The following is a 356-nucleotide window of genomic DNA, read 5'->3' on the forward strand; positions in this document are numbered from 1 at the left end:
ACCATATTGCGGACAGGAAAACTGCGCTCCAAATCGCGCCGTAAGGCACGGTTGCCCCGGTTTAGCCGACCCTCTTTCAGCACCCGGTCCACGGCGAGTAGCATTTCATCGTGGTCAAAGGGCTTGGGAATGTAATCCACTGCGCCCAGTCGCATGGCGTCCACCGCAGAGCGTAGGCTGGCATAGCTAGTCATGATCAGCACTGGCGTATTGCCAGCCGCCTCGATCAGATTGGTGCCGGGTTCCCCGGGTAGGCGCAGGTCGCTGATGATCAGGTCGAACTGATTGAGGTTGTTCTCGAGGGCTTGCTCAACGGATTCCGCTTCTTCTACCGAGTGTTCATGGCGTACCAGCAG

At 58.1% G+C, this 356-nt stretch carries 1 protein-coding gene; it reads right to left on the minus strand.

Annotated features, from left to right (window positions below):
- On the minus strand, positions 1–356 hold a 356-nt coding region (locus F8C76_RS19385), incomplete at both ends, for a response regulator (RefSeq protein ID WP_152132962.1).

The sequence above is a fragment of the Flagellimonas olearia genome, assembly GCF_009184425.1.
Classification (GTDB): domain Bacteria; phylum Bacteroidota; class Bacteroidia; order Flavobacteriales; family Flavobacteriaceae; genus Flagellimonas; species Flagellimonas olearia.